General features: G+C 66.3%; 25 protein-coding genes. 10 read left to right on the top strand and 15 right to left on the bottom strand.

Annotation, left to right across the window (positions count from 1 at the left end; translation table 11 throughout):
* Positions 1-48: 48 nt before the first annotated feature.
* The 5 genes from ftsH to A3OK_RS0102420 all read right to left on the bottom strand — a co-directional run bounded on the left by ftsH (position 49) and on the right by A3OK_RS0102420 (position 5,450).
* The gene (ftsH, locus tag A3OK_RS0102440; protein WP_019903342.1) at positions 49-1,968 is read right to left on the bottom strand and encodes an ATP-dependent zinc metalloprotease FtsH; all 1,920 of its coding nucleotides are present in this window, start codon (positions 1,966-1,968) and stop codon (positions 49-51) included.
* A gap of 146 nt (positions 1,969-2,114) precedes the next feature.
* Positions 2,115-3,122 carry a tRNA lysidine(34) synthetase TilS gene (gene tilS / locus A3OK_RS0102435; RefSeq protein WP_019903341.1) on the bottom strand — a complete coding sequence of 336 codons (1,008 nt, stop codon included), beginning with the start codon at positions 3,120-3,122 and terminating at the stop codon, positions 2,115-2,117.
* Positions 3,119-4,087, bottom strand: a complete 969-nt coding sequence (gene ybgF / locus A3OK_RS0102430) for a tol-pal system protein YbgF (protein WP_019903340.1) — start codon at positions 4,085-4,087, stop codon at positions 3,119-3,121. Before ybgF ends, tilS begins: the two co-directional genes overlap by 4 nt.
* Positions 4,088-4,210: 123 nt before the next feature.
* On the bottom strand, positions 4,211-4,711 hold the full coding sequence (gene pal / locus A3OK_RS0102425) for a peptidoglycan-associated lipoprotein Pal (RefSeq protein ID WP_018043035.1): 501 nt from the start codon (positions 4,709-4,711) through the stop codon (positions 4,211-4,213).
* A gap of 325 nt (positions 4,712-5,036) precedes the next feature.
* Complete coding sequence (locus A3OK_RS0102420; RefSeq protein ID WP_019903339.1) at positions 5,037-5,450, bottom strand: hypothetical protein; 414 nt, start codon at positions 5,448-5,450, stop codon at positions 5,037-5,039.
* A 97-nt stretch (positions 5,451-5,547) separates the two neighbouring features.
* On the opposite strand from A3OK_RS0102420, the gene A3OK_RS0102415 reads away from it, so the two are divergent.
* Positions 5,548-5,955 carry a response regulator gene (locus A3OK_RS0102415; RefSeq protein ID WP_026596853.1) on the top strand — a complete coding sequence of 136 codons (408 nt, stop codon included), beginning with the start codon at positions 5,548-5,550 and terminating at the stop codon, positions 5,953-5,955.
* Between the two features lie 11 nt (positions 5,956-5,966).
* Here the strand turns inward: A3OK_RS0102415 and A3OK_RS0102410 are convergent, their stop codons facing one another.
* Together A3OK_RS0102410 and hemC are read right to left on the bottom strand one after the other, a co-directional pair.
* Positions 5,967-7,007 carry a diguanylate cyclase gene (locus tag A3OK_RS0102410; protein WP_019903337.1) on the bottom strand — a complete coding sequence of 347 codons (1,041 nt, stop codon included), beginning with the start codon at positions 7,005-7,007 and terminating at the stop codon, positions 5,967-5,969.
* 135 nt (positions 7,008-7,142) lie between these two features.
* Complete coding sequence (gene hemC, locus A3OK_RS0102405; protein WP_019903336.1) at positions 7,143-8,066, bottom strand: hydroxymethylbilane synthase; 924 nt, start codon at positions 8,064-8,066, stop codon at positions 7,143-7,145.
* A gap of 228 nt (positions 8,067-8,294) precedes the next feature.
* Between hemC and A3OK_RS0102400 the strand changes: the two genes are divergently transcribed.
* Together A3OK_RS0102400 and A3OK_RS22235 are read left to right on the top strand one after the other, a co-directional pair.
* Positions 8,295-8,657, top strand: a complete 363-nt coding sequence (locus A3OK_RS0102400; protein ID WP_019903335.1) for a hypothetical protein — start codon at positions 8,295-8,297, stop codon at positions 8,655-8,657.
* Positions 8,658-8,882: 225 nt separating this feature from the next.
* Positions 8,883-9,197 (top strand): hypothetical protein, encoded by a 315-nt coding sequence (locus A3OK_RS22235; RefSeq protein WP_155911923.1) that lies wholly within the window; start codon positions 8,883-8,885, stop codon positions 9,195-9,197.
* 12 nt (positions 9,198-9,209) lie between these two features.
* Here the strand turns inward: A3OK_RS22235 and A3OK_RS0102390 are convergent, their stop codons facing one another.
* Complete coding sequence (locus tag A3OK_RS0102390) at positions 9,210-9,509, bottom strand: antibiotic biosynthesis monooxygenase family protein (RefSeq protein WP_019903333.1); 300 nt, start codon at positions 9,507-9,509, stop codon at positions 9,210-9,212.
* Positions 9,510-9,547: 38 nt separating this feature from the next.
* Positions 9,548-10,414 carry a Kdo hydroxylase family protein gene (locus A3OK_RS0102385; protein WP_019903332.1) on the bottom strand — a complete coding sequence of 289 codons (867 nt, stop codon included), beginning with the start codon at positions 10,412-10,414 and terminating at the stop codon, positions 9,548-9,550.
* A gap of 284 nt (positions 10,415-10,698) precedes the next feature.
* Here A3OK_RS0102385 and A3OK_RS0102380 point away from each other — a divergent pair, with 284 nt between their 5' ends.
* Together A3OK_RS0102380 and A3OK_RS0102375 are read left to right on the top strand one after the other, a co-directional pair.
* Positions 10,699-11,142, top strand: coding sequence for a DNA-directed RNA polymerase sigma-70 factor (locus tag A3OK_RS0102380; RefSeq protein ID WP_019903331.1), 444 nt, complete (start codon positions 10,699-10,701; stop codon positions 11,140-11,142).
* An 87-nt stretch (positions 11,143-11,229) separates the two neighbouring features.
* A complete protein-coding gene (locus tag A3OK_RS0102375) occupies positions 11,230-11,550 on the top strand; it encodes a hypothetical protein (protein WP_051092956.1) in 321 nt (106 codons plus the stop codon).
* A 58-nt stretch (positions 11,551-11,608) separates the two neighbouring features.
* Here the strand turns inward: A3OK_RS0102375 and A3OK_RS0102370 are convergent, their stop codons facing one another.
* Entirely contained in the window at positions 11,609-12,082 is a 474-nt protein-coding gene (locus A3OK_RS0102370) for an Hsp20 family protein (protein ID WP_019903329.1), read from the bottom strand.
* A gap of 179 nt (positions 12,083-12,261) precedes the next feature.
* On the opposite strand from A3OK_RS0102370, the gene A3OK_RS0102365 reads away from it, so the two are divergent.
* Positions 12,262-13,254 carry an alpha/beta hydrolase gene (locus A3OK_RS0102365; RefSeq protein WP_019903328.1) on the top strand — a complete coding sequence of 331 codons (993 nt, stop codon included), beginning with the start codon at positions 12,262-12,264 and terminating at the stop codon, positions 13,252-13,254.
* A 111-nt stretch (positions 13,255-13,365) separates the two neighbouring features.
* Here the strand turns inward: A3OK_RS0102365 and hisN are convergent, their stop codons facing one another.
* The 3 genes from hisN to A3OK_RS0102350 all read right to left on the bottom strand — a co-directional run bounded on the left by hisN (position 13,366) and on the right by A3OK_RS0102350 (position 17,243).
* Positions 13,366-14,154, bottom strand: coding sequence for a histidinol-phosphatase (gene hisN, locus A3OK_RS0102360; protein ID WP_019903327.1), 789 nt, complete (start codon positions 14,152-14,154; stop codon positions 13,366-13,368).
* Positions 14,155-14,322: 168 nt separating this feature from the next.
* Positions 14,323-16,356 carry an AI-2E family transporter gene (locus A3OK_RS0102355; RefSeq protein WP_019903326.1) on the bottom strand — a complete coding sequence of 678 codons (2,034 nt, stop codon included), beginning with the start codon at positions 16,354-16,356 and terminating at the stop codon, positions 14,323-14,325.
* A 125-nt stretch (positions 16,357-16,481) separates the two neighbouring features.
* The gene (locus A3OK_RS0102350; RefSeq protein WP_019903325.1) at positions 16,482-17,243 is read right to left on the bottom strand and encodes a 5-oxoprolinase subunit PxpA; all 762 of its coding nucleotides are present in this window, start codon (positions 17,241-17,243) and stop codon (positions 16,482-16,484) included.
* A gap of 370 nt (positions 17,244-17,613) precedes the next feature.
* On the opposite strand from A3OK_RS0102350, the gene A3OK_RS0102345 reads away from it, so the two are divergent.
* Positions 17,614-18,708: a methyl-accepting chemotaxis protein gene (locus tag A3OK_RS0102345; protein WP_019903324.1), complete on the top strand. Its 1,095-nt coding sequence runs from the start codon at positions 17,614-17,616 to the stop codon at positions 18,706-18,708.
* A 51-nt stretch (positions 18,709-18,759) separates the two neighbouring features.
* Here the strand turns inward: A3OK_RS0102345 and pncB are convergent, their stop codons facing one another.
* The gene (pncB, locus tag A3OK_RS0102340) at positions 18,760-20,052 is read right to left on the bottom strand and encodes a nicotinate phosphoribosyltransferase (protein WP_019903323.1); all 1,293 of its coding nucleotides are present in this window, start codon (positions 20,050-20,052) and stop codon (positions 18,760-18,762) included.
* A 127-nt stretch (positions 20,053-20,179) separates the two neighbouring features.
* Positions 20,180-20,683, bottom strand: coding sequence for a pyridoxamine 5'-phosphate oxidase family protein (locus A3OK_RS0102335; RefSeq protein ID WP_019903322.1), 504 nt, complete (start codon positions 20,681-20,683; stop codon positions 20,180-20,182).
* Between the two features lie 129 nt (positions 20,684-20,812).
* Between A3OK_RS0102335 and A3OK_RS0102330 the strand changes: the two genes are divergently transcribed.
* The 3 genes from A3OK_RS0102330 (at position 20,813) to mobA (ending at position 22,990) form a co-directional block, all read left to right on the top strand.
* A complete protein-coding gene (locus A3OK_RS0102330) occupies positions 20,813-21,118 on the top strand; it encodes a hypothetical protein (RefSeq protein WP_019903321.1) in 306 nt (101 codons plus the stop codon).
* 125 nt (positions 21,119-21,243) lie between these two features.
* Positions 21,244-22,380 (top strand): Mrp/NBP35 family ATP-binding protein, encoded by a 1,137-nt coding sequence (locus A3OK_RS0102325; protein ID WP_019903320.1) that lies wholly within the window; start codon positions 21,244-21,246, stop codon positions 22,378-22,380.
* Between the two features lie 7 nt (positions 22,381-22,387).
* Positions 22,388-22,990 (top strand): molybdenum cofactor guanylyltransferase MobA, encoded by a 603-nt coding sequence (gene mobA, locus A3OK_RS0102320; RefSeq protein ID WP_019903319.1) that lies wholly within the window; start codon positions 22,388-22,390, stop codon positions 22,988-22,990.
* Positions 22,991-23,039 lie beyond the last annotated feature (49 nt).

Below are 23,039 nucleotides of genomic sequence, written 5' to 3'. Positions count from 1 at the left end.
GCGAGGTCTCCCTCGCCGCTTTGTTATCGTCTCGATGGCGCCCCGGCCTCAGGCCTGCGGCTGAGGCTCCAGCCCGCCCTCGCTGTCCCGCGGCCGGCCACGGCCAGCGGACGGGACGGAAGAGCCGCGGATCGGGGTCGGTCCGTCGCCCGCATCGCGGATGGGCGGCTTGCCAGCGATGAGGTTCTTGATCTCGTCGCCCGAGAGCGTCTCGTATTCGAGCAGCCCCTGGGCCAGGGCCTCGAGATCGTCCTTGTGCTCGCCGAGGATGCGGCGGGCTTCCTCGAGACCGGTCTCGACGAGGCGGCGAACCTCGGCGTCGATCTTCTGGGCCGTTGCTTCGGACACCGTCTGCTGACGGCCCATGGACATGCCGAGGAAGACCTCGTCGTTGTTCTCGCCGTAGGCCACGGTGCCGAGCTCGGGGCTGAAGCCCCACCGGGTCACCATCATGCGGGCGAGGCGCGTCGCCTGCTCGATGTCCGACTGGGCACCCGACGTCACCTTGTCGGCGCCGAAGGTCATCTCCTCGGCGATGCGACCGCCCATCATGATGGCGAGACGGGAGGTCATCTGCTCGAAGCTCATGGACAGCTTGTCGCGCTCGGGCAGCTGCATGACCATGCCGAGCGCGCGGCCGCGCGGGATGATCGTCGCCTTGTGGACGGGATCGGTGGCCGGCACGTTGAAGGCGACGATGGCGTGGCCACCCTCGTGGTAGGCGGTCAGGCGCTTCTCGTCCTCGGTCATGACCAGGGTCCGCCGCTCGGCGCCCATCATCACCTTGTCCTTAGCGTCCTCGAACTCGTGCATCGTCACGATGCGCTTGCCACGGCGGGCGGCGAGCAAGGCGGATTCGTTGACGAGGTTCATCAGATCGGCGCCGGAGAAGCCCGGGGTGCCGCGGGCGATGACCTTAAGATCGACATCCGGCGCCAGGGGCACCTTGCGGACGTGGACGCGCAGGATGCGCTCGCGGCCGACGACGTCGGGATTCGGCACCATGATCTGGCGATCGAACCGGCCCGGACGCAGCAAAGCGGGGTCGAGCACGTCGGGACGGTTGGTGGCCGCGATGATGATCACGCCCTCGTTGGCCTCGAACCCGTCCATCTCGACCAGCAGCTGGTTGAGCGTCTGCTCGCGTTCGTCATTGCCGCCGCCGAGGCCGGCACCACGATGGCGACCGACCGCGTCGATCTCGTCGATGAAGATGATGCAGGGGGCGTTCTTCTTGGCCTGCTCGAACATGTCGCGGACGCGCGAAGCGCCAACGCCGACGAACATCTCGACGAAGTCCGAACCGGAGATGGTGAAGAACGGCACGTTGGCTTCGCCGGCCACGGCCCTAGCAATGAGGGTCTTACCCGTGCCGGGGGGGCCGACGAGAAGCACGCCGCGCGGGATGCGACCACCGAGGCGCTGGAACTTCTGCGGATCGCGCAGGAACTCGACGATCTCCTGAAGGTCTTCCTTGGCCTCCTCGACGCCGGCGACATCGTCGAAGCTCACGCGGCCCGAGGCCTCGGTGAGGAGCTTGGCCTTCGACTTGCCGAAGCCCATGGCGCGGCCGGCCCCCGATTGCATCTGGCGGCTGAGGAAGATCCATGCGCCGATGAAGACGAGGATGGGCAGCCAGCTGACGAGCAACTGGATGAACCAGGGGGTGTTGTCAGACGGCGGACGCGCCGTGATCTGCACGCCCTTGCTCTGCAGCTTCGAGACCAGGCTCGGGTCGTTGGGAGCGTAGGATGTGAAGTTGCCACCGCCGACGTAAGTGCCGCTCACGTCCTGCCCCGAGATCGTCACCGTCTGGATCTTGCCGGAATCGGCGTCGTTCAACAGCTGGCTGTAAGCGATCTCGCTGCCGCCGCCGCGATGTCCCGGGTTCTGGAACAGGGTCACGAGCGCGAGCACGAGCAGGAAGATGACGACCCACAAGGCGAAGTTGCGGAAGTTCGGGTTCATCGATCAATCCCTGGGGGCGTCCGGTCCCGCGCGTTGAGGGGCGGATCACTCGGATGCATGTCGGCAATGTAGGCAGTGCCTGCGCCCTTGCCAAGTAAATCGGGCCAGCCTGCGGCAAGCCTGTCGAGGGAAAGGTGAGCGCGGCCCTAAGATGGCGGCCGTCGCGCCGGAGCCCTTTTGAAAGACAGGACGCCGTCCGCCGTCAGATCGACGAGGATGTCGCGGAGCGTTCGCCGGAACGGAGTGCCCGTGCCGAGTGCCGGACGCAGGCCTTCGAACACCAGCCGTTCCAGGCGTTCGAGGCGCCGGGTCCCCCCTCCCCCGGCCTCGCACAGGGCGAGATCGACAACCCGCAGCAGGATGGCGTCCGGGAGAACGACCAATGCTCCCGCATCGAGGGAAACCGCATCGGCGGACACCCGGCTCGCCGCGTAGGCGCCCGATGCGGCCATGAGCAAAGCCTCTTCGTCTCGGGTCATGCGCGCGGCGAGGCGGCAGAGGCGCTCCCGATCGAGGCCCTCGTTTTCGAGGTCGGGGATCAGGCGCCGCAACCGGGCGCGGGCGAAACGTTCATCGATATTCGACGGGTCGCGGATCGGCGTCAGCCCATGGGCGGCGCAATAGGCGACGAGGTCCGACTTGGGGATATGGAGGAATGGTCTCGCCAGGCGCAGGCCCGGTGCGAGCGTTCGGTCGCGTCGCATGCCGGCGAGGCCTGCCGGACCGCTTCCGGCGAAGAGCCGCATCAGGACGGTCTCGGCCTGGTCGTCGGCGGTGTGGCCGGTGAGAATGGTATCGGCACCGATCCGCGATGCGCAGTCGGCAAGGAGCGTATAGCGGGCGTTCCTTGCCGCTGCCTGGATGCCACGGCTCGGCTTGTCGCCTTCCCAGGTGAGGGTGTGGTGGTTCAATCCGAGTGATCGAGCAGCGAGGCCGACGTTCCGCGCTTCTACGGTGCTTTCAGGACGCAGGCCGTGATCGACGGTCGCCACATGGACGGAATGCGCCGCGCCAAGCCGGGCCGCCACGTGCATCAACGCTGTGGAATCCGGGCCGCCGGAAACGGCGATGAGCAGGCGGCAAGAGCTCAGGTAGGGGCGCAGCGCGGCAGCGAGCGGCGTGTCCCGATCTTCGTTCGTCTGCTCCGCGCTCAAGCGGCGCAGCGCGCGCGCTTCTGCTCGCGGACCACGCTCTGGCGGATGCCGGCCGAGGCGGAGGGAAACTTGCGCTCCAGCTCTGCGAGGGTCGCACAGGCCTGTTCGCGAGCGCCCAGCGCGTTCAGCGAGACGCCGAGCTTCAGCATGGCATCCGGCGCCTGGGGCGAACGGGCATAATCGGTGGAGACCTTCAGGAACTGCTCGGCCGCCTCGCGGTTGCGGTTGCGCTGGAGGTAGCTCTCGCCCAGCCAATAGGTCGCCGACGGCACCTGAGCATCTCTCGGATGCGATTGGATGAACTGGCGCAGGCTCATCTCGGCCTGCTCGTAATGGCGGTCGGCGATAAAGCCGTAGGCCGTCTCGTAATCGGCGCGCGCATCACCCGTCGTCGTCGCCGCGACGCTGGTCATCGGTCGCGAGGCGCTCGGCAGGGCGCCCGTCGTGGGTACGCGCGAGGGCGGAGTCAGGTCGACGGGGCCGCCGATGCCCGGAGGCGACAGGCCCGGCTCTTCGTCATCGGCCTCGACCACGGTCGGCGGCACGCTTGGTGCCCGCGATGGCGGAGCGGCGGCGATGGCGGCGGATGGCAGGGTTGTGCCGAGTTGCATCGACCCGCCGGAACGTCCGGGATTCTGATCCGGGTCGAAAGCGTCGCTGCGCTTCTGCGGCTTGGCCTGGCCCGGATTGGTGCCGGACGGAGACGCGGCCGGTTTTCCGCCGCCGCCCTTGCCTTCCTGAAGCCGGTACTCGACATCCTCCTGGAACTTGCGAAGCTGTTCCTTGAGTTGGCGGTTTTCGTACTGGAGCGTCTCGATCTGTCCCGCCATCTGGCGCGACTGGTTCTCGACGCGGTTCAGGCGAACGACGAATTCCGAGGCGTCCTGCGCCCCCGCCGGGGTGATGGCGGCGAGCGGAAGGAGAGCCGCGAGGAACGTGGACGCGAAAAGCAGGCGGCGGAGCATGGGAAACGGCACCTGTGGTCGGATCGAACGAGGATGCGGTCGCATCGACGGCGGACCGCCGATAGCAGATGCGCCGGCACGCGGCAAAATTGGGGCCGCGGCCGCGGCGACCGGCGCGCGCCGTTAGGAGCCCGCGCCTCGATCGAGAACGGTCACGGCGCGGCGGTTCTGGGACCAGCAGGAAATGTCGTTGCAGACGGCGACCGGGCGCTCCTTGCCGTAGGAGACCGTCCGCATCCGTCCGGCGGCGAGGCCACGCGACGACAGGTAGTCCTTGACCGATTGCGCGCGACGCTCGCCCAGCGAGAAATTGTACTCGCGGGTGCCGCGCTCGTCGGCATGGCCTTCGACCAGGAAGGTGTAGCGGGGATAGCGCTGCAGCCACTGGGCCTGCTTGTCGAGGGTTGCCGTGGCGGTCGGCGTCAGGTCGGTGGAATCCGATTCGAAGAAGACGCGGTCGCCGATATTGACGACGAAGTCCTGCGCGCTGCCCGGCGTATTGGCGCCGCCGGCGAACCCGGAGGCGTCGGCGAGGTCCTTGTCGTTGGTGCAAGCTGCGACGCTGAGCGCGGCACACAGGGCCGCCGCGAGCGGAAACACGCGAAAGCGCGCGGTCATGGACATGGTCTTGGTCTCCTCGGGCGGGGCGTCGGGTCCCGGAGCGTCCCCGCGGGGTCGTTCGGTGATGCGATCGTTGTAGGTCGAGCGGGTTAAGCGAAGGTTCCGTCAACCTTGACGGGACGTTTCAAAGGCCGATTTCCAGTCGCGGGATGTGTCGCCCGGCACCTCAACCCACCGGATGGCCTCGCTCCATTCGCGATGGCCTGTGTCGCGCCTCAAATGCGGCAAGCACGCGACAGATCACGGCTCTGCTCCGCTCGTCCGCTCTGTGTGTCATAGACGCAACGGATTGGTTCCGGTTGCACCTCGGCCGGGACAGCGACGGCCTTCAGCCGCGTGCCTCGAGAGCGGCAATCGCCACCAGGGCGCGTTCGGCTGCGACCCTTGCATCGTGCATCGGGATGGTGATGTCCGCGCCGTCCATGCAGGCTCGCTCGATCATGGAACAGCGTTGCGAAAGATCGAGGAAGCCGAGAGACCCGCTCGACGCCAGCAGCGCATGAGCATCGTGTCCGAGAGCAATCCGGTCGTCGTTTCCGCTCCGGAAACGGCCGCCGATCTCGGACTTGAGCAGGGAGAGAAGCTGCATCAGGTGGTCGCGTCCGAGAAGGTCTTCGATCTCGGCGAGCATGGCCTCATCGCAGATCAAGGCCCCGCCGCTGCCGACAGCCGATCTCTCCACGGCCGGAATCTGTTCCGCCAGCGCCTCGTTCGTCTCAGCTGGATGGTCGGACGATCGCATGTCCACGAGAACGGACTTTCCAATTCGATGCTACCGTTGATGGAAGCTTAACCATTAAAGCACTCTTTCGGAAGTGCATGAAGAGTTGATGGCTGGCATGAGTGTCGCACCGAGAGTTCTGATCGTGGAGGATAACTTCCTCCTGCTGGCTATGCTGACCACCCAGTGCGAGCGCGCTGGTTTGGCGGTGGTCGCTGCTTCCAGCGGCGAAGCTGCCCTCACCCTACTCAGGACTGGCGGCGGTGCTGTGGATTGGTTGCTGACCGACATCAATCTTCCGGGAATGATCGACGGATGGATGGTGGCCGATGCATTTCGTGAACTTCATCCCGACCGGCCGGTCATCTATGCATCGACGAATGCTCATTTCGACCGCAAGCCGTTGCGGGGGAGCCTCTCGGTCCGCAAGCCGTTCCAGATCCGCGAGATCGTCGCCCTCGCCCGTATGATGGCGACCGAGCGCGGCCTGCCCTCACCCCAGAATTCGCACCACGCCCCGGCCTGAAGCGGTCGCCGTCATTCTGCCCGCGGTGCCACACGGAACGTCCCGCGGCCTGCCGCCTTGGCGGCATAGAGCGCCGAGTCTGCCTGGGCGAAGACATCCACGGACGTCGATGACGACATCGTCGCGATCCCGACGGAGGCACCGATCGCGAAGGTCTGCTGTCCCCAGACGATAGGCTGCCTCAAGCAGCCGATGATCCGCTTTGCCAGGATGGCGAGGCCACTGTCGTCGATGGGAGCGTCCACGACGATTCCGAACTCGTCGCCTCCGATACGGGCGACGAACTCGGTGTGACGGCAGGTCTCCTCGAGGCGGCGCCCCACTTCGGCGAGACAGGCGTCGCCCGCCGTATGGCCATGGGTATCGTTGACCTGCTTGAAACCGTCGAGGTCGATCAGCAGAAGAGCGCCCATCCTGCCCATGCGAGCAAGCCGGGCATGGAAAACGCTGCGGTTGGGCAGGCCCGTCAGCGTGTCGAATTCCGCAAGATAGCGGGTCCGGTCCGAGAGGAGCTTCTCCTCGGTGATGTCCTGCTTCATGCCGAAAATGCGGACCGGAATGCCATCCTCGCATTCGACCGTCGCGGTCAATCGAATCCAGCGCCGGTTGCCCATCACCGTCACGATCTCGGCGTCGAGGGTGAAACCGTTGCGCTCGGCGATCGCGCGACTTCGCAATTCATCGAGCCGCGTCCGCGATTCCTGGCTGTAGCAGGCGAGCGTGGTCTTTCGATCCACCGCCGAGCCTGTCGGCAAGTCGAAGATCCTGTAGACGGTATCCGTCCAAGTCAGGGTCTCGTCTTCGAGGCGGCATTCCCAGACGCCGATCCTGGCGGCAGCCGAGGCGCGTTCGAAGATCTTGCGGCTATGCGCGAGGGAAAGAGCCTGCTCGTTGATGACAATTGTCTGCGCTTCGACTTTTGCTCGAAGCGCCGCGATGAGGGCCGTATCCCTGCTGTGTTCGATCGTGATCGCCACGTCATCCGGCGTATCCACATCGAGGTGGATCAGCACAGGCTGGCGGATCGACAGGTCGGGGGAGGCATCGTGCATCGGTGTTCCCGGTCCGAAGAACGTATGACAACACACAGAAGATACCTGATCAGCGCTTAACCATTCCTCTCACGTCCGCAAGTCGCGACGATGCCGCGCCCGACAGGGTCCGTAGCTTCGTTTGCGCTGAGCCGGTTACTGCAGATGTCGCGCGTAGGTGTCGCCCGCCATGCGCTTCAGTTCCGCGCCGGCATCCTGACCGATCCGGGCGGCTTCCGACACCGGCCCTGAGCGATGGACGGCCCAATGCGCACTGCCGTCGGGGAGGAACAACAAGCCGTCGAGGGTCAGCACGTCGCCGCTGATCCGCGCCAGGGCCGCGATGGGCGTGCGGCACGACCCGTCGAGTTCTGCCAGAAGTCCGCGCTCGGCGGCGAGTTCGGAGGTGGAGAGGGCGGATTCGAGTGGGGCCAGCAGGGCCCGAATATCGGAATCCGCTTCCCGGCATTCGATGCCGAGAGCCCCTTGCGCGACGGCGGGAAGCATCTCGTCCACCGCGAGAACACTCCTGGCCATGTCGGCCATCCCGAGGCGTTCGAGGCCGCAGAGAGCGAGGAGGGTCGCTTCGCAGGTCCCCTCCTCCAGCTTGCGCATCCGGGTGTTGGCGTTGCCGCGCATGGGCACGATGCGCAGATCCGGACGACGCATCAGCACCTGAGCGGCCCGGCGCAGCGACGACGTGCCGACACGCGCACCTGCGGCAAGGCCGGCGAAGCCCTCCGCTTGCGTGGACAGGAAGGCGTCGCGCGGATCGTCACGCTCCAGGATGCAGGAGATGACCAGCCCTTCCGGTAGCCAGGTCTCGACGTCCTTCATCGAATGCACGGCCACGTCGACCACGTCGGCGAAGAGCGCTTGTTCGAGTTCCTTCGTGAAGAGCCCCTTGCCGCCGATTTCCGAGAGTGGCCTGTCCAGGATGCGATCGGCCACCGTGTTGACCACCACGAGTTCCGCCTCGAGTCCCGGATTGGCCGCGACGATCTTGTCGCGGACCATGCCGGTCTGCGCGAGAGCCATCGGGCTGCCGCGGGTGCCGATGCGGAGGGGGCGCTGGATCATGGGCGGCTGACGCTTGTGCAGGACGCTACGGACAAGACCGCCCCTTCGAGGCGTCACACTTTACTAAGCAGTCGGCGGACGGCTGTCACCGTGTCGATCGCGGCACTTCACTGTTCGCGGCATCGGCTCGATTGCCTGTGAAGGAAGCATCGTTTCACGCGGGCGTGATCATTCGATCGTTACGAATCGGGGAGCACGGTGTCTCGATCTGCGGGCGAGTCGATAGTCATGGCCGGGAGCAAACTCGAACGATACCGTGACGCGAACTTTCCCGAAGAGGTCGACGAGGATGTTCATCGATCCTCCGGGCAGGCCGCCGCGTCGAGCCGCAGCGACCCGGCGCGATCCGAAAGGCCCTCTCGTCGGTCGAAGCGCGGCGTCTTCGGCCGTGCCTATCTGGGCTTCAAGCTCATCCTGACGCTCGGGCCGCTGGCTTTCCTGCTGCTGTCTGTCTTCGCCGAATGCGGGCCTCGCGCCTCATCGATCATGCCGAACTTCGTGCGGGAGGCGGCCTGCGCCCGTCGCGATCTCACCCGTCACGCCGTGTCGATCGGAGGGGCGCTCAAGGCCGTTGCGGACCGCATCCGCTGAAATTCTTCGGCCGCCGGCTCCGAGCGCGCCTGCTCGCAAGAATGCAATTAACTCTATTTCAGCGTGACGAGGGAATGCGGAGCTTCAGTCGGCATCGCGAGGGCGTCGCGTGATACAACTGTTGAGATCGCTTGCGAGGGTGCGATGCAATCAGACTCGGCCGTCCGATCCTTTGTGGTAACCGACCCCGACGATGCCGACATGCGTCGCAGGACGGATGTCGTCATGGCATCCCGAGGTGCGGCTCCCAACCTCGGAGGGCGGCTCTTCTATGAAGAGGCACCCATCCGCCGTGACGTCGACAAGCCGCGTCCGCGCCGAGGCTGGGCGCTGGGGGTCGTGCTGGATGTCAGCCTCATCGTCCTGCCCGTCCCGCTCGTGGTGATGGTGCCGCCCATCGTCGACTGCCGTTTCATCGAGACGAACGTCGGATTCTATGCAGGCGAATCCTTCAGATCTTGCACCCTCCACGGCATCTCGGAGCGCTGGGCGCTCCTCGACAGCCGCATCAAGATGCTTGTCCGTCAGTCCGGGCGCTGACCGCCTCGCGCGTCAGAATGCCTGGAGGGTCAGTTCGGTGTGCTCGACACTGGGTGGTCCCTCGAAACAGGGCGAGACCATCGCCCGGTAATCCTTCCAGGCCTGCGACCCGGTGAAGTGCTCGGTATGATCGGCGAGTGTCTCCCACTCGATCAGGAGCCGGTAGCGCTGGGGCTTCTCGACGGAACGGCGGACTGCGAAGCTCCTGCAACCCTTTGCGACCTTGAAGATCTCCGAAGCCTTGGCGATGTTCGCCTCGAACTCGGCCTCCATGCCGGCTTTGATGTCGATCTGTGCGATTTCGAGGATCATGGTGTGGTCCTAAATTCGGTCTCGATGGCGATCAGGTCTCACTGCAGCTTGCGTCCGAGCTTCCGTGCGAGGATGCGCTGTGGGCTGCGCTCGGGGTCAGCCTGGCTCGTCACCGGCAGATACGCGGTCTGTTCCAGCATGTAGCGGCCGCCCATGGCGCCATGCATGACGAGGTCGGAGAAGGTCACCCAGGTCTGTCCCGGCGTGAACTGGACGTCGGCTTGCGGACCTTTCTCCTGGTACTCCATGTCCTGCTTCAGGGCATCGTGGAGATGCAGCATCAGGTGATCGTATTCGGAGCGGCGGGCCTTGGTGATGCGCAGGGCCGCCAGCAGGCGCGCCGATAAGGGCGAATAGCCGGGCAGTCGCGGCAGGAACTTCTCCGCCATCGAGCCGAAATCCTCCCCCACCCGCCACAGGCGCGGCTGCCCGTTCGGATTGATGTTGCGGAAGATGCGCAGGATGCGCTTCTCGCCGATCGGGTTCGAAGGGAAGGCATCCACGTGCAGGCGGGTATCGTCGCGACGCCAGCTCAGCTTTCGTTGATCCACCTCGAACGGGCGGTAGGACGTACCGGCCAGGGTGACCTTGCCGGTATAGGCCGGCAGATGGCGGTCGATCAGGCCTTGCGCGAAAGCCTTGTAGCGGATGAGGAGCTGGCGCAGGGCCTCCTGCTCTTCCGGCGTTCCAGCGGCACCCCGGAGCGCCGCCTCCTTGCCGCGGATGTTGACGTTCTTGGCCTTCCCGTCGGCGAAGGGACGCTCGACGAAGCGCGTTTCGAAGTCGCTGAAGGGAAAGTCTTGGTCATTGAAGACCAGGACCGACCCGCTTTCCAGCGCATCGACCAGGGAGGGAGCGCCGGGAGCTGATCCGTCGCGGGCGACGGAAAGGATCGGGCTGATCATCGGGGAAGCGTCCTCAAAGCCGCGTATGGCGCGCGGTTTAACCGATGCTCGGGCTTTCCGCCAAGGGCGAGGTCGTTGGCCGTCTCTCCAGCCGCACCCTCGTCTGCGTTTCGATGCTTTAGCGGTGGACGAAGTCTACGGCCGGTTGTCATCGAAGGAAGGCCGGCCCAACCATGGTTCATCGACCGATGGTAATCGTCGCAACCTTGGCGCGCGCCCGACCGTTCTTTCCGGTGACGCGGTGGTCTTGAGGTCCGGCCGCGACGGCAACGAGGAAGCCGACGATGGCGACGTTGAAGGAATTCGAGGAGGCGTTGCGCGAGCACGGCATGAACATGGCGCTCGCCCTGCTCCAGCGGATGCGTGACCGCGACCGGGCGACCCGCACGATCAAGCCGGCCCGTCGCCTCACCGGCCAGAAGATGACACCGGATCTCGCGAGGGCGATCCTCGACCTACACGCCTCCACCGGGATGACCCAGCAGGAGATCGCCTTCAAGGTCGGGGTGAATCAGGGCCGGGTTAACGAGGTGATCAAGCGCGGCAAGTGGCTGAGCGACGATCCGAATGCCCCCGAAGCGGTGGCTCGGGACAAGGCGAAGGCCAGGATGCGGGGTGAGCCGAAGCGGTCCAGGCCGGCACCGAAGGCTCCTGTCCGCAAGGACAAGCCGGCACCGTCGCCCCGCAGGCAGAGCCCTCAGGGACAATTGATGTTCGGCGACGTCTGAGAAGATTTGGAAACCCGGCGGACCGAGCCCGCGTTCTCCCCGGCTGATCGCGCGCTCCTGTGCGACCGTGACGAGGTTCACCCGCTCGTGGTCAAGGTTTTCCGCCTCGCAGGTACGCTCGCGATCCTGGGCAGCGTCTGTCCCGCAGCCATCCAACCCGCCTTGGCGCAGCGAGCATCGACCCTCGACATGACCTGCGCTCAGGCGCGGGCGACGGTTTCGCGGAATCGAGGCATCGTCCTCGGCACGGGTGGGGCGACCTATGACCGCTTCGTGGGTGACCGTAGCGCGTGTGAGGTGACCGAGATCACGATCCCGGCCTTCGCGCCGGCTCGCGACGCGCCGGATTGCTTCATCGGCTATCGCTGCAGGGAACCGGGCCGGGGCGATCGGTTCGACGGGTTCTGATCGCAATAAGGGCACCCCGGCCTCGCGGCCGGAGCGCCCTTCGATCGTGGAGGAGCCGTTAGGCCGCCTGCTGGACCGCACCCTCGATCACCGGCGCCTTCACGGCGCCCGAGGTGGCGATCTGGATCTGTCGCGGCTTCTTGGCTTCGGGAATCTCGCGGACGAGATCGATGTGAAGCAGGCCGTTCTCCAGCGCCGCGCCCGTGACTTGGACGTAATCGGCAAGCTGGAACCGGCGCTCGAAGCCACGGGCCGCGATTCCCTGGTGCAGCACTTCCACCTTGCGGCTGTTATCGGGCTTGCGCTCGCCCTTGAGCGTCAGCGCGTTTTCCTTCACCTCGATAGCGAGATCGGATTCGGTGAAACCCGCTACCGCGACGGTGATGCGGTAGGCGTTCTCGCCGGTGCGCTCGATATTGTAGGGCGGGTAGGTCGGAACCGCGTCGGCGCTGACGAACTGGTCGAGAGCCGAGAAAAGGCGGTCGAAACCGACGGTGGAGCGATAAAGGGGAGCAAGATCGAACTGGCGCATGACATATTCTCCTTAAGAAGCAACATGTAACGTTATCGTCCGCCCAAGGGGCCGGACCGTTGCGCCGCCGTATCGGCCAGCGCTCCTCCAATATCGGAGGCGCGCCGGATGGCTTCAAGAGTTTGGATACCCAGACGGATGCAAAATTTGACGTCGCCCCTCTCGTTCGGATCCCATCGATGCTGACCCTTGCTTCCACGCCGGGAAATCCGGTTCCGCCGGGGGGGACGCTGGTCACGGTCCATGCCGATGATGGGATCGGGTTGAGGGTCGCCCATTGGCGCCCGACGACACGGCTGGTGAAGGGCACGGTATGCCTGCTTCAGGGCCGGGCCGAGTTCATCGAGAAATATTACGAGACCATCACGGACCTGCGGCGGCGCGGGTTTGCGGTTGTGGCGTTCGATTGGCGCGGTCAGGGCGAATCGCAGCGCCAGGTCGCCGATCCGCATTGCGGCCATGTCGCACGGTTCGACGATTATCGCCGTGACCTGAAGGCGATCGAGGACTCGATCTTGCGGCCGCTGATGCCGCATCCGCACCTCTGCCTCGCTCATTCCATGGGCGGCGCCGTGGCCCTCACCGGGGCGATGGAGGGGTGGTTGCCCTTCACCCGCATCGTCACCGTGGCACCGATGCTGTCGATCCGGATGATCCGTTTCCCGGCCGCGGCCTACCTTCTCGCTCGCGTTCTGCATGCGCTCGGCCTCGGGCGCAGGTTCATTCCCCGCGGAAAGCCCACCTCGATCGCCACGAACCCGTTCCTTGGCAACCGCCTGTCGGACGATCCGGCCCGCTATGCCCGCAACGCCCAGGCGGCGCGGGCTGTCGGGGCGGGTGCCGTGGGAGATCCCAGCGTGGCCTGGATCGTCGGCGCATTCCGGGCCATGGCGAAACTCGCCGATCCGCGTGCCGCAGCCTCGATCCGTATTCCGGCCCTCGTCATCGCCGCGGGCGCGGACCCCGTGTGCGACACCGCGATCACGGAAAGGTTCGTCGGCCGGATGTCCTCGGGCTTTCTTCTGGTCCTGCCCGATGCCCGCCACGAGATTCTCTCGGAGCGCGACGCGATCCGCGACGATTTCTGGGCGGCGTTCGATGCTTTCGTGCCGGGAAGTACGGCGGAAAGCACCGAAGCGGGTGAGAAGGTCGGCGCTCTCGCGATGGCATGACCGCACGTCCGGTCGAGCCTCTCCGAAGTCTCGCCGGACGGGTGGCGTGAAGCGCAGCCCGTCCCCGGATCGCCCTCCACGACCGCTACGACAGTCCGGGGCAGTGCGCCTTCACGGATTGAGATGGCGCAGAGCCGCCGCGTGCAGCCGGATATCCCCGGCGGCGACGATCCGGCCGCCCTTGGCGGCGGGGCCGCCATCCCAGGTGGTGACGATGCCGCCGGCACCCTCGATGATCGGGATCAACGCCACGATATCGTGCGGCTTCAGCCCGGCCTCGACCACGAGGTCGATCTGGCCGGCCGCGAGCATGCAATAGGCGTAACAATCGGTCCCGTAGCGCGACATCCGTACGGCGCTCTCGATGCTCTTGAAGCGGTCCTGCTCCTCGCCCTGCGCGAACAGGCGCGGGTCGGTGGTGGCCAGCAGCGCATCGGCGAGACGCTCGCAGCGACGGGTCATCAGCTTGCGCGGCCCGCGTATGCCGTGGAAGGTCGCGGTTGCCCCATCCCCGAGGAACCGCTCGCCGAGATAGGGCTGATTCATCAATCCTCGGACCGGTACGCCGTCATGGAGCAGGCCGATCAGCGTTCCCCAGGTGGGCAGGCCGGTGATGAAGGCGCGGGTACCGTCGATCGGATCGAGGACCCAGACACATTCGGCGTCCGAATGATCGGAGCCGAACTCCTCCCCGACGATGCCGTGGGTCGGAAACGTGCTCTTGATCCTGCCGCGCAGGATCGTCTCAGCGGCCCGGTCGGCTTCCGTCACGGGGTCGAATGCGCCGGTGCCCCTGCCCTTGTCGTCCATGCCGAACGAAGCCCGGAAGAAGGGCAGGATGGCCTGCCCGGATTCGGTGGCGAGGTCTTCCATGAACCGTGCGAGATCGACGACGCTCATCGAGAGGCCTCCTGTTGAACCGTGCCCGCAATCGAAGCGGTGGCGGACGACCCTCGTCAAGCCCGACCCGACAAGCAAGCGCCGTCGCACCCTATGGCGAACGACACCTCTACGATGGAACCGCCTCGTCGTTTCGCGCCCAGGGATTCGAGCGACGGCCATTCGCCGTTACAAAGCGACGGCTTCCGAAACCGGCATGATGGCAGGCTCCTCCGATGCGGACCGTTCCGGCTTCACGGCCGGTGCCGCCGTGCCGGCCCGGGACAGGACGGCCTGCAACCCGGCATCGAGCGAGGACACATGCCCGTCGGCGCCGATGGCCGCCCGCTGTCCCTCGTCGCTCAGGATCTCGTGGTCCGCCTGCCACAGGCCGACGACGATGGGGAGGTCCGGCATCCGCCGCTTCAGGCGCCCGACGAGACGGCGCAGATGCGTCGGCTCTCCATTGATCGCCAGCGACACGATGCAGATCATCCTGGCCGGGCCGGGATCGAAGTTGTCGACCTGGACCCTCGCGACATCGGCGAACGGAACGATCCGCGTGCCGATCCCGCGTTTGTTCAGAAGTTGCGCCAGGATCGCGCAGGCGGATTCGTCGACGAAGCTTCGTCCGGTCACGCACAACACCGCGCCGTCCTGCTTCCAATCGGCGGGGATGTCATCGGGAGCGGCGAAATCGTCGTCGGGCACTTCGGCGTCGCGACGGTCCATTTCGGCGATGAGGACGGCGACCGTGTCCCGGATGTCGGTTTTCTGGTCGGGGGTGAGAACGCCGCGGGCGGCATCGCGGGCGGCGAGTTCGAGGCCCTTCAGCACCACGTCGTCATAATAGGCGGAGAGCGAGCAATCCTTCAGGATGAGTTCGGCGTGCTCCTGGGCCTCCTCCGGGTCGTCGGCGAGGATACGCTGGTAGAAGTTCTCCACCGGGGTCAGCGCCGGGCGGTCGCCGAACAGGACGTCGAGAAATTCGAGCTTGTCCACGTGGCGGCCCAACACCACCAGGCAGACCGTGAGCGGCGTCGAGAGCAACAGCCCCACCGGTCCCCATAGCCAGGTCCAGAACAGGGCCGAGACGAGGACGGCGAAGGGCGACATGCCCGTGGACTGGCCATAGAGCATCGGCTCGATGACGTGGCCGGTCAGCGGCTCGAGGATCAGGAACACCGCCAATGTGGAAATGACCATCGACCAGCCGGGATCGACCGCTGCCGCGAGCGCCAGGGGGAACACCGCCGCCATGGCGGCGCCGATATAGGGGATGAACCGCATCAGCGCAGAAAAGATGCCCCAGAGCGCCGGATTGGGGACACCGATGACCGACAGGCAGATGCCGATGACGATGCCGAAGACGGCGTTGAGTGCGAGCTGGACCAGGAAATAACGGCTCAGACGTCGCGCGGCGTCGTCCATCGCCACGGTGGTCCGGTGCAGGTCGCTCGACCCGACGAGGCGGATCATGCGGTCGCGCAGATCCTCCCGCTGCATCAGCAGAAACAGGAGCACGATGAAGACGATGCCCGTGGTGGCGAGCGGATGCAGGATCGGTGAGAGGATGGTGTTGGCGAGAGCGATCGGGTCCGGCGCCCGCTCCTTCATCTCGACGATGACGGGTTTTTCAGGCGGCGGCGCGTTGGATTTCGCGCCGGACGCCTCGGGCTTGGCAGCTTCGGGCTTTGCCGTTTCTTCCCCGCCCTGATGCATGGTCCGGCCGATATTGGCCACGTAGTCGGCCATCCGGCCGGCCGGGCTGTCGCGGAGGCCTTCGATCTTGTGCTCGATGGTCGTGCGGTAGCGCGGCACGTCCTTGGCCAGATCCGCGAGTTGCACGCCGATGAGGGTGGCGAGCGCCGCCGCCACGCCGAGCGCCACGATGACGGAGGTCGCCACCGACAAAAACCGGCCGAAACGCAGCCGTCGCAGCAGGTAGACGATGGGGCCGAGGACGAAGGACAGCAGGACCGCGATGGCGATCGGAATGAGGACGTCACGGCCGATATAGAGGCCGGAGACGATCAGCGCGGTGACGATGAGTGGAGAGGCGAGCGAGGGCGGGATCGCCTCGGCCGCCGCGACGCGGGTCGCCCGTGGCGGCGGCAGGGAGACGTAGGCCGGCGTCGCAGGCGGGACGCCTTCCCTGGTGCTCACCGATCGAGCGGGCGGTGCCTGCTGCGATGCGATCTCAGCCGGTGTCGGTGTCGCCATCTCTGTTCCGTCTCGACGCTACGCACGCGATCCTGCGGCGGTATGACCGGCACAATCGTGGTGAGGAACGGAGTTTCGGAGCGAAACGATCCCTGATCGCCCGGCGCTTTGTATTCATTTCGTGATCAGGCGGCGTTGAAGGCGGTCAACACGAAGCCCGCCGCCATGAGCGCCTGCCGCACCGCACGCGCGGTTTCCACGGCATGCGGCGTGTCGCCGTGGACGCAGATCGTATCGATCGTCACGGCGATCCGATAGCCCGACAGCGTGATCACGGCCCCCTCCTCCACCATGCTTCGGACCCGCGCTGCGGCCTCCGCCGCGTCGTGTATGACGGCTCCGGCCAGCGAGCGCGCGCAAAGCTGCCCATCGTCGGCATAGGCTCGGTCGGCATAGATTTCCCGCGTCACGGAAAGGCCGGCATCCAGGGCGGCGCGTTCGGCGGCGAGGCCCGGCATCACTACGAGCGGCAAGTTCCGGTCGACGGCACGGACGGCCCGAGCGATGGCGCTGGCCACGCCCGCATCGGCATTAGACAGGTTGGCGAGCGCCCCATGCGCTTTCACATGGGTGACGCGATGGCCGGCGAGTGCCGCGCAGGCCTGGAGCGCGCCGATCTGGTAGGCGACGCCCGCCTCGATTTCGGCCGCGCTCTCGGCGATGACGCGGCGGCCGAAGCCGCGCAAATCTTGAAAACCCGGATGGGCGCCGATGGACACACCGCGCGCCTTGGCCGCCGATGAGGTCGCGACCATGATGGACGGATCCCCGCCATGGAAGCCGCAGGCGACGTTGGCCGAGGTGACGAGGCCGAGGAGGGCGTCGTCGTCGCCGAGCGTATAAGGACCGTAGCCTTCGCCGAGATCGGCATTGAGATCGATGCGCATGGCTCCCGCCTTTCTCCGCGATCTACCGCTTGCCGCGGGAGGAGTCACCGTGTTCGGTCCGCCAAAAGCGAAACGGAATCGACGTCACGGCCGAGGAATACTGCGAAACGAAATCGAACGGTCACCGATTTTCATCCGTCGTATCTGGGGGTAACGCCCCATTCTGCCGACGAGACGCGGGAATACGCCACATCGATGCCTATGACTTCTAAAATAGGCGACGTCTTGTACCATCGGTTGACGAGTTAACGACCGCCTGCATGACAATAATACCGACGTGTTCCAGATAAAGTGCTGAATGATATAACTTTAGCGAAGTCTTAGGCGGTTTGCTGTAGGGATGACCGATCGTTCGACAATCGGTAGACAGATGAGCGGATCGGTTTTCAATCAGGGTTTTCCGTCGCAGAGTCGCGAGGACGGTCCTGGCGACACCGGCCTGCAAGGCGTGGCGGCCGAGATGGCCGAGCTGAAGCGCATCTCGTCCGACAAGAGCCGCCGCATCCAGAGCATCACGGGCCAGGTCAAGATCCTGGCGTTGAACGCCCTGATCGAGGCCGCGCGCGCCGGCGAAGCCGGACGGGGCTTCTCCGTGGTCGCACAGGAGGTCCGCGCCATCGGCGCCGAAGTCGAGACCATCTCGCGGTCCCTCGAAGTCGAACTGTCGGACCGGATCGCCGCCGTGCAGTCCAAGGTCGAGACCCTGTCCGAGTCCTCGCGCAAGGACCGGCTGATCGACCTCGCCCTCAATGCCGTCGAACTGATCGACCGGAACCTCTACGAGCGCACCTGCGACGTGCGCTGGTGGGCGACCGATGCGGCCGTAGTGGCATGCGCCGCCGACCCGGCGCCGGAACGGATCGCCCATGCGACCGAGCGCATGTCCGTGATTCTCGGGGCCTACACCGTCTATCTCGACCTCTGGCTCTGCGGGATGGACGGGCGTGTGATCGCCCATGGACGCCCCGATCGCTACGGCGACGTGATCGGCCGCGACGTGTCCGACGAACCCTGGTTCAGGAAGGCGGCCGGCCTGCCGGACGGCGACGCCTACGTGGCCGCCGATGTCGCGCGCCAGCCGCGACTGGGAGGCGCCCAGGTCGCCACCTATTGCGCCAGCATCCGCGATGGCGGGGCGGGCCGGGCGCAGCCGGTCGGCGTGCTGGCGGTCCATTTCGATTGGGAGCCCCAGGCCCGCGCCATCGTCGAGGGCGTTCGCGTGGCGCCGGAGGATCGGGAGCGGACCCGGGTGCTGCTGGTCGACGCCCAACGCCGCGTCCTCGCCGCATCCGACCGTCGCGGCCTCCTCACCGAGATCCTGGCGTTCGAGCCGGGCAGCCGCGCCAGCGGCGCCGCTTACGAGGCTGTCTCCGGCGCCCTCACCGCGTTCCATCGCACGCCCGGATACGAGACCTATGCCGGGCTCGGCTGGTACGGGGTCATCGTGCAGAAGGCGATGCGCTGACGTGTCTCCCGCGACGACGGAGCGGTTCAGCGGACGTCGAAGGCCGGGGTGTCAGACCACGACCGGCATCTCCGCCATCTCGCCGATGCCGAAGACGCGTTTGTAGCGGGCGATCTCGTCGGCCGGGCCGATGGCCTTCGATGGGTTGTCGGAGATTTTCACCGTCGGCCTGCCATTGGCGGCGATGACCTTGCAGACGATGGAGATCGGATCGAGTCCGTGATCCGGCACCAAACCGCGAAAGTCGTTGGTCAGCAGGGTGCCCCAGCCGTAGCCGATGCGCATCCGACCGTGGAAATGGGTGTGGATCGCCTCGATCGTTCCGATGTCGAGCCCGTCCGAGAAGATCGCGAGCTTGGATGTCGGGTCGCAGCCGCGCGAGGCCCACCAGGCGATCGCCTCCTCCCCTCCTTCGATCGGGTCTTTCGAATCGATGCGGATGCCGGTCCAGGCGGTCATCCAATCGGGCGCGTCGGCGAGGAATCCGGTGGTCCCATACGTGTCCGGCAGCATCACCAGGAGATTGCCGGCGTAATCCTGCTGCCAATCGCGCAGGACATCATAGGGTGCCTGGGAAAGAGCAGCGTCGTCGCCGGCGAGGGCCGAATAGACCATCGGCAGTTCGTGAGCGTTGGTGCCGACCGCCTCGACCTCGCGGCGCAGGGCGATGAGGCAGTTCGATGTGCCGAGGAAGGCCTCGCCCAAGCCCTCGCGCATCGCCTCGACACACCAATCCTGCCACAGGTAGCCATGGCGACGGCGCGTGCCGAAATCGGCGATGGACAGGTCGGGAAGGCGCTTGAGCCGCTCGATCTTCTCCCAGACACGGGTCATCGCTCGCGCATACAGAACCTGCAGGTCGAACTTGCCCAGCGCGCGCAGGACTCCGCGCGAGCGCAGCTCGTTGAGGATGGCGAGCGCCGGCACCTCCCACATCGTGGTCTCGATCCAGGGGCCGTGAAAGGTGAGGACATATTGCCCGTCACGCGCCTCGAGTTCGTATTCCGGGAGCTGGAACCCTTCGAGCCAGTCCATGAAGTCGGACGAGAACATCTGGCGGTGGCCGTAGAACGTGTTTCCGCGCAGCCACGTCGATTCCCCCCTGCTCAGCCTGACGGTCCGAGCGTGGTCCAGTTGCTCGCGCAGCTCCCCCACATCGACGAAGTCGGCGATGCGGACAGAGCGGCTGCGGTTCTGGATGCCGAAGGTGACGTCGGTGTCGCGATGGCGGCGAAAGATCGTCTGCGCCATCAGTAGCTTGTAAAAGTCGGTGTCGAGCAGCGACCGGATGATCGGGTCGATCTTGAAGCTGTGATTGTAAACCCGCGTCGCGAGATCGAGCATGAGGGTGAGCGAGCCCGGCGCGGAACACGGTGCCCGCCGGGCTCAGAGGCACATGCGGGACAGGCCCGCGTCAACCGTCCCATGCGGGCGCTTCACAGCGAAGCGCCTGCATGGGACCCGGCCGATCTCAGGCGAGATCGACCTTCTGCGTCTCGGTCTTGGGCGATTCGCCGGTGAGCGCGGCCTTCACGTAGCCGAAGATGTGCAGGGCGGTGGCGTTGGGGCTGTCCCAATACTCGCCCTTCTCGGGATGGATGCGGATGAGGGCGACCTCCGGATCGTCCTTGCCCTTGGGGAACCAGGTCTTCATGCTCTCGCTCCACTTGTCGTCAACGATGGCCTGATCGGTGACGATCTCGGCCTTGCCGGCGATGGAGACGTAGGTCTGGCTGGACGGGTCGGAATAGGCGAGGTTGACCTGGTTGTCCTTGCCGATCTCCGCGGTCTTGGGCGAATGCAGCTTGGTGAAGAACCAGATGTCGCCGTTCTCGTCGGTATCCTGGCTCCACATCGGGCGGCTGTAGAGCTTCCCGTCCGGGTCCGCCGTGGTCATCATCGCGACCTTGATGTCCTTGACGAGCTCGAACAGCTTCTTCGCGCCCTCGTGGTCGCGGTGGTTGCCTTGATGCATGAAACGGTCTCCTGAAGGTCTTCCATCCGTATCGGGGCACGGCGCTTACCGTCGCGGGCCGGCCCCGAAGGCTGCTCTCACAACGGGCCAGGGCGGGCTTGGTTCAGCACCGCGGAAAGAAGAGGAAGAATGTCCTTGCATGGCGTGATCCGAGGAAGTCTCGGCCTTCTCCTGGGCGTGGCCTGCGCGTCCGCGCTCGTCACGATACCGGCTGCGGCGGAGGTCCGCTTCGGTCCTGGCGTGCGGATCGGCGGCCACGATTTCTCGAACCGGCGCTACGGCAGCGTCCATATCCAGCGGGTGAAGCGGCTCCCCGGTCCGCCCGGATGCCGCCACGTCCGCAACGGGATGTATCGGCGCGGCGACGGCTCGATCGTCAGAGGGCCGATGGAGCGCTGCAACCTCATCGCCATCCCGCCGTCGCAGCGGCGCTGAGGCGATCCGCTCCGCGCATATCGGATGGCCGAAGCCGCAACGGGTCTGGCGTTCTCGTCGACGTCGGTTACATGCAGGGTAATGTCCGGGCCGCCGTGCCGGCCTGTCCTGCCTGGAGAGATATCTTGGCCATTACTCGCGACGACGTGCTCAAGGCGCTGTCCGCTGTCACCGTCGATGCCGGCGGCACCACACTGCCTGCCTCCGGCCGCCTCTCCCAGGTCGTGGTCGACCCGACCAACCGGGTAATGTTCTCGATCCTGATCGACCCGACCGAGGCAGAGCGCTTCGAGCCGATCCGACGCAAGGCCGAGGGCACCATTCTGGCGATGCAGGGCGTATCCGGCGTGTTCGCCAGCCTCACTTCAGAGCGGGGTCCGAACCAGCCCGCTCCGCCCGCGCAGAATGCGGCGCCGCAGCCGCCCCAGCCGGGTCGGCCGGCGCCCCCCCGGACAGGGCCGGCCCTTCCCGGCGTGCGCCACATCGTGGCCGTCGCCTCCGGCAAGGGGGGCGTCGGCAAGTCCACCACCGCCTGCAACCTTGCCCTCGCCCTCTCCGCGCAGGGGCTGAAGGTCGGCCTGCTCGATGCCGACATCTACGGTCCCTCGGTCCCGAAGCTCTTCGGCCTGTCGGGAAAGCCGAAGGTGATCGAGGAGCGCCTGCTCGCACCGATGGACGGCTACGGCATCAAGGTGATGTCCATCGGTTTCCTGATCGAGCCCGAGACGGCGATGATCTGGCGCGGCCCAATGGTGCAATCCGCCATCACTCAGATGCTGCGCGAGGTCGCTTGGGGCGATCTCGATATCCTCGTGGTCGACATGCCGCCGGGAACCGGCGACGCGCAGCTGACCATGGCGCAGGCGACGCCGCTCTCGGGTGCCGTCATCGTCTCGACGCCGCAGGATCTCGCGCTGATCGACGCCCGGCGCGGCGTGACCATGTTCCGCAAGGTCTCCGTGCCGATCCTTGGTGTGATCGAGAACATGGCGACCTTCATCTGCCCGAATTGCGGCCATGCCTCTCACATTTTCGGTCATGGCGGCGCCCGCGATGAGGCTGCGCGGCTCGACGTCCCGTTCCTCGGCGAGATCCCCCTCGACATGACCATCCGCGAGACCTCCGATTCCGGGCGTCCCGTCGTGGCGGTGGACCCGGACGGGCCTCACGCGAAGGTCTATCGCGGCATTGCCGCGCAGCTCTGGGCCAACCTCACGGGTGGGCCGGCACCCCGCGCCGCGCCGCGCATCGTGATCGAGTAGCCCGCCCGTGGCGCCCGTCCTCGGCGTGATCCTGGCCGGCGGCTTGTCCCGCCGGATGGGCGGCGGCGACAAGCCGCTGAGGGTTCTGGCCGGGAGCACCCTGCTCGACCGGGTCGTCGAGCGATTCACTCCGCAATGCGGGGCGGGCGTCATTCTCAACGCCAATGGCGACCCTGCCCGGTTCTCTGAATTCTCTGGCCTCGTCGTGCCGGACGAGATGCCCGACCATCCGGGGCCGCTCGCCGGCATCCTCGCCGCCCTCGACCATGCGGCTTCGCATCATCCCTCCACGACCCATCTGGCCAGCGTCACGGGCGACGCACCGTTCCTGCCCCTCGATCTGGTGGAACGCCTGCATGCGGAAAGGGCTGGCTCCGCCATCGCCATGGCGTCCTCGGCCGGGCGAGAGCATTTCACCGTCGCGCTCTGGGCGGTGTCGCTGCGCGAGGATCTGCGCGCGGCCCTGGTCGAGCGCGGCGAGCGGCGCGTCGGCGCCTTCCTCGCCCGACATGGCGCGGTGGCGGTGGAATGGCCGGCAGAGCCCGTCGACCCGTTCCTCAACATCAACACGCCGGAGGATCTGGCGCTGGCGGAGGCGCTGCTGCGGTGAAGGCCGCCCGGGTCTCGACGTGGATCGGCCATCTCCACGTCCAAGCTTG

The sequence above is a fragment of the Methylobacterium sp. 77 genome (assembly GCF_000372825.1).
GTDB lineage: Bacteria > Pseudomonadota > Alphaproteobacteria > Rhizobiales > Beijerinckiaceae > Methylobacterium.
Note: the sequence above shows the minus strand (reverse complement) of the source record. Positions and strands in the feature narration are given on the sequence as shown.

Bases quoted from the DNA above. Each gene is read 5' to 3' on its own strand.
- A3OK_RS0102385 (WP_019903332.1), bottom strand. From the start codon at position 10,414: ATGATCAGCCCGATCCTTTCCGTCGCCCGCGACGGATCAGCTCCCGGC.
- ftsH (WP_019903342.1), bottom strand. From the start codon at position 1,968: ATGAACCCGAACTTCCGCAACTTCGCCTTGTGGGTCGTCATCTTCCTG.
- A3OK_RS0102390 (WP_019903333.1), bottom strand. From the start codon at position 9,509: ATGATCCTCGAAATCGCACAGATCGACATCAAAGCCGGCATGGAGGCC.
- A3OK_RS0102345 (WP_019903324.1), top strand. From the start codon at position 17,614: ATGAGCGGATCGGTTTTCAATCAGGGTTTTCCGTCGCAGAGTCGCGAG.
- A3OK_RS0102400 (WP_019903335.1), top strand. From the start codon at position 8,295: ATGGCCGGGAGCAAACTCGAACGATACCGTGACGCGAACTTTCCCGAA.
- A3OK_RS0102410 (WP_019903337.1), bottom strand. From the start codon at position 7,007: ATGCACGATGCCTCCCCCGACCTGTCGATCCGCCAGCCTGTGCTGATC.
- A3OK_RS0102350 (WP_019903325.1), bottom strand. From the start codon at position 17,243: ATGCGCATCGATCTCAATGCCGATCTCGGCGAAGGCTACGGTCCTTAT.
- A3OK_RS0102330 (WP_019903321.1), top strand. From the start codon at position 20,813: ATGTCCTTGCATGGCGTGATCCGAGGAAGTCTCGGCCTTCTCCTGGGC.
- pncB (WP_019903323.1), bottom strand. From the start codon at position 20,052: ATGCTCGATCTCGCGACGCGGGTTTACAATCACAGCTTCAAGATCGAC.
- A3OK_RS0102335 (WP_019903322.1), bottom strand. From the start codon at position 20,683: ATGCATCAAGGCAACCACCGCGACCACGAGGGCGCGAAGAAGCTGTTC.
- ybgF (WP_019903340.1), bottom strand. From the start codon at position 4,087: ATGCTCCGCCGCCTGCTTTTCGCGTCCACGTTCCTCGCGGCTCTCCTT.
- hisN (WP_019903327.1), bottom strand. From the start codon at position 14,154: ATGAGCGTCGTCGATCTCGCACGGTTCATGGAAGACCTCGCCACCGAA.
- A3OK_RS0102355 (WP_019903326.1), bottom strand. From the start codon at position 16,356: ATGGCGACACCGACACCGGCTGAGATCGCATCGCAGCAGGCACCGCCC.
- hemC (WP_019903336.1), bottom strand. From the start codon at position 8,066: ATGATCCAGCGCCCCCTCCGCATCGGCACCCGCGGCAGCCCGATGGCT.
- pal (WP_018043035.1), bottom strand. From the start codon at position 4,711: ATGTCCATGACCGCGCGCTTTCGCGTGTTTCCGCTCGCGGCGGCCCTG.
- A3OK_RS22235 (WP_155911923.1), top strand. From the start codon at position 8,883: ATGGCATCCCGAGGTGCGGCTCCCAACCTCGGAGGGCGGCTCTTCTAT.
- A3OK_RS0102365 (WP_019903328.1), top strand. From the start codon at position 12,262: ATGCTGACCCTTGCTTCCACGCCGGGAAATCCGGTTCCGCCGGGGGGG.
- A3OK_RS0102370 (WP_019903329.1), bottom strand. From the start codon at position 12,082: ATGCGCCAGTTCGATCTTGCTCCCCTTTATCGCTCCACCGTCGGTTTC.
- A3OK_RS0102415 (WP_026596853.1), top strand. From the start codon at position 5,548: ATGAGTGTCGCACCGAGAGTTCTGATCGTGGAGGATAACTTCCTCCTG.
- A3OK_RS0102420 (WP_019903339.1), bottom strand. From the start codon at position 5,450: ATGCGATCGTCCGACCATCCAGCTGAGACGAACGAGGCGCTGGCGGAA.
- A3OK_RS0102380 (WP_019903331.1), top strand. From the start codon at position 10,699: ATGGCGACGTTGAAGGAATTCGAGGAGGCGTTGCGCGAGCACGGCATG.